Below are 3,962 nucleotides of genomic sequence, written 5' to 3' on the forward strand. Positions count from 1 at the left end.
TCGACCGTACTCCCAGGTAACGGCGCTCCCTCACAAAATCCCTTAGAGCGACAAATTCCCCGGCTTTGGCATCCTGCGTCGCCCTACCTCCCACATCCATGTGGTCGTGTGCGAGATTCGGGGCAGTTTATGAAATATCCGGGCTAACTTTCATAGACTGTCCGTATACTGAGTTAATGTCTACAACGGTCAGTTAATATCTATAATGGAACAGAACAGTGGTTAGCAACCTCGGAGAAATCTGGTGGGAACAGCGTTATCGCAACGTTTTGATCGGTGGATCAGAAATGAGTTCAAAGCCTTGAATACTGAACTTGAGCATCTTTATTTTGCCCGGGAACACAGGGAAATTGTGCAGGGTATTGGTTGTCACTTGAAAAGCGAGCTTGTTCGGCAGGGTAATGATTTTATCCGCCAGTTACTGCGTGAAGGCAATACCGATGAAGGTTTTGACAATGGTTTCGATCTGCTGGGAAATGTCGGTTTCTTCCTTGCTGCCTGCCGCCGACATGAACTGCCCGGTATTATGAATGCCTCAGACACCTCCCTGAAGGATGCATCAGCATTGGCAATGCAACTGGGGGCATCCCTGGGCGTGCACCCCCGATTTGCCTCCGCCCATCTCGAAACCCACAACAAAGCCATTGACGGGGTTTACAGAACCTTCACGTCACTGGAGGATGAACGGTGTTTTCTGGATTACAATACCCGGGGCGTGTTTGCCTATATCAGGGCCTCTGAAGCCCTGTTGCACAGCCTGCCGCTGGGCATTTCCCACCCAGTCACCCGGGATCTTTTCGTGGCTGCCCGCCAGGCACTGGATGACGTTTTTGACAACAACACTGCCCTGTTTAATGTGTTAGACGTCGATCGTTTCTTTTATTGTGTGCGCCCCTATTACAAAACTCACCCGGTAGGCAGAAACGAATACCGTGGGGCCAATGCGGGGGATTTTGCCGGAATTAATGTGATCGATCTGCTACTGGGTGTCTGTCGGGCGGATGACCCATATTATTCGCAACTGTTGGTGGACAAGTTTCTGTTTATGCGCCCGGAAGATCAGTTATTGTTGCGGGACTGCATGCGCCGCAGGAGTCTGATGGATGAATTCCTGGCGACCCCGCAATCCAGCCATCACGAACAGTGGTATCAGGATAACCTCGGTGAGTTTCTCGCCGTTTGCGAAGCCCATGGAAAAACGGCCATTCAGCACCATGAACAATTGGTAAAACACTTCGTCGTCATGCCCGCCCGCGACAACGCCCTGAGTGAAAAACAGGATATAACCGCCAGCGGGCCGCCACTGCAGGTATTGATCGCGGCGCTGAAAAAACTCCACGATCTGCGCACTGCGGCCGACAGGGACGATATTGCAACCCGTTACCAGGACGTGCAAACCCTGCTCTGTTCGTTAACCACTGTTGCCGGAGGGAGCCATGCATAACCAGCGGTTTGTTCCGGCACAGGGTATCTATCTGTTAAACCACTCTGTCGGGCGTTTGCCGGTTACCACCCGAAGTGCGGTTGAACGTCACTTTTTTGCAGCGTGGGAACAGGGTGAACCGGATGCCTGGGGTGACTGGATGACGGTGTTTGATCAATTCCGTGGCGAGTTGGCCACCCTGTTGAATGGCAGGGAGGATCAGTTCTGTCCCCAGGTAAATCTGTCCAGCGGATTGTCCAAGTTACTGATGAGCCTGCCTGAACCGGGCCCGCGAAACACCCTGTTGCTGACAGAAAATGACTTTCCATCCATGGGGTTTGTGATGCAGCAGGCTGAGCGTGCCGGGTACCGGGTGCGCTTTATGCCTAAGTCGGTGAATCCGCTGGACATTGATCAATGGTCCGATTTCATGACCGGCGATGTGTGCGCCGTCCTGGTGGCTCATGCCCACTATAATACTGGCCGACTGACGCCCGTGGCCGCAATCACGGCACTGGCCAGAGAACGGGAAATCCTTGCCATTGTGGACATTTCCCAGTCCGCCGGGGTGGTACCAATAGACCTGGCCATATGGCAGACCGATGTGGTTCTGGGTTCCTGCGTGAAATGGCTGTGCGGTGGCCCTGGTGCCGGATTTCTGTGGATTAATGATGAGATTCTTGATCACCTGAACCCCATGGATGTGGGTTGGTTTTCCCATCAGAACCCTTTTGAATTTAACATTAAACACTTTCAATATGCCGACAATGCCTCGCGATTCTGGGGCGGGACGCCCTCGGTTCTGCCCTATATTGTCGCTACCAGCGGCATTCGCACACTGAATGAAATTGGAGTGGGGCAGATCCGGACACATAACCTGGCGCTGACCCGGAGCATCATGGAAAGTGTTCCTCAGAGCAGTGTCGTCACTCCCCTGGAGGCAGAGAACAGGGGGGGAACCCTGGTGCTTGACTTTGCTAACCACGCGCAGGTGTCACAAGCGCTGAAGGCAGCCCGGGTGCAGTTTGATGTCCGGTCCATGGGCATGCGACTTTCGCCCCATATCTACAATACAGCCGACGAGACCAACGAGGTTATAGCCACAATTCGACATACCATTTAAAACCTCAGAAAAGTAAAGTGAGTAAGAGTTCAACTGCCAACAAAACGCTGATTGATTCGGGACGGCCTGATCCGCTGCCAACCGACAACAGAGACCCGTCCCTGTTTGGCGGTGCCTGTATCATTGCCAGTGTCTGTGTCGGGGCCGGAATGCTGGGGCTGCCAATTGCCGGGGCTGGTGCCTGGACGTTCTGGTCGATTCTGATCATTATTATTACCATGCTGGTCATGACCGTCTCCGGCTGGATGTTACTGGAGGCATTCAAACACTATGACCTGAAAGTCTCCTTTAACAGCGTTACCCGGGACCTGTTGGGGAGAAAAGTTAACATTATCAACAATATTACCGTTTACTTCGTTGCCGGTATCCTTCTCTATGCCTACATCACGTCTTCAGGACTTGTTTTTCATAAGCTGCTGGGCCTGAACAGCAAAATCGCTGCCATTATATTTGTACTTCTTTTTTCTGCCCTGATCTGGCACTCCACACGGGCCGTTGACCGTATCTCTGTGTTCCTGGTCACACTGATGGTATTGAGTTTTACCTATGGGGTTTCTGGCTTGGCTGCCAGTGTGGATATGGCCATTCTGTTTGACTCACTCGGTACAGATGACCGTTATGCACCTTACGCCATGGCCATGCTGCCTGTGGCCCTCACTTCCTTTGGTTATCATCACTCGGTGTCGTCCATACGGGCCTATTATGGTGACGAGAGCAAGGCCGGATATGCCATTCTCGGTGGTACCTCCATCGCCCTTGCGCTCTATGTGTTTTGGCTGATCAGTATTTTTGGCAACTTGCTTCGCTCTGATTTCGGTGCTGTGATTGCACAGGACGGGAATGTGGATGTGCTGTTAAACGCCCTGGGCTCAGCGACTGTCTCCCAAAACGTGACCAGTGCCCTCAATGTTTTCTCAATGGCGGCCATTATCTCTTCATTTGTTGGCGTGGGTCTTGGTGTATTTGATTTTCTGGCAGACCTTTTCGGGTTTGAGGATACCAGCACAGGGCGCACGAAAAGCTGGCTGGTGACCTTTATCCCCCCTCTGCTGCTGTCGCTGTTGTTTCCCTTTGGCTTTGTGATTGCCATTGGCTACGCTGGCGCTGCTGCAACGGTATGGGCTTGCATTATTCCGGCATTGCTGGTGCATAAATCCCGTAAAAGACTTGAGCAGGACACAGGCTATAAAGCACCGGGAGGCTCAGTGATGATTTATTTGACCGTGGCGTTCGGGGTGTTAACCGCTGCGTTTCATTTTCTCTCCATGTTGGGGAGAGTGCCGGTGTTCAATGGCTGACAGGAGTGGGTAAAGGAAAATTAGAATGTGCGCAGTGGTTCGGTATGCATTCCCACCGTAGCAACGAGTTAGTTAAAAGACTTTCACCACAAAGGCACAAAGACACAAATGCCCATGG

General features: G+C 52.2%; 3 protein-coding genes. All 3 read left to right on the forward strand.

Features of this window, described 5'->3' with window-relative positions:
• Positions 1-244 precede the first annotated feature (244 nt).
• The 3 genes from KDK14_RS11300 to KDK14_RS11310 are packed head-to-tail and all read left to right on the forward strand — an operon-like array spanning position 245 to position 3,844.
• Positions 245-1,444, forward strand: coding sequence for a monodechloroaminopyrrolnitrin synthase PrnB family protein (locus KDK14_RS11300; RefSeq protein WP_257265221.1), 1,200 nt, complete (start codon positions 245-247; stop codon positions 1,442-1,444).
• Complete coding sequence (locus KDK14_RS11305; protein ID WP_257265223.1) at positions 1,437-2,546, forward strand: aminotransferase class V-fold PLP-dependent enzyme; 1,110 nt, start codon at positions 1,437-1,439, stop codon at positions 2,544-2,546. Before KDK14_RS11300 ends, KDK14_RS11305 begins: the two co-directional genes overlap by 8 nt.
• 17 nt (positions 2,547-2,563) lie before the next feature.
• Complete coding sequence (locus tag KDK14_RS11310) at positions 2,564-3,844, forward strand: aromatic amino acid transporter (RefSeq protein ID WP_257265224.1); 1,281 nt, start codon at positions 2,564-2,566, stop codon at positions 3,842-3,844.
• The last annotated feature ends 118 nt before the right edge of the window (positions 3,845-3,962 follow it).

Origin of the sequence: Endozoicomonas sp. ONNA2 (assembly GCF_024606365.1) — a bacterium.
Classification (GTDB): domain Bacteria; phylum Pseudomonadota; class Gammaproteobacteria; order Pseudomonadales; family Endozoicomonadaceae; genus Endozoicomonas.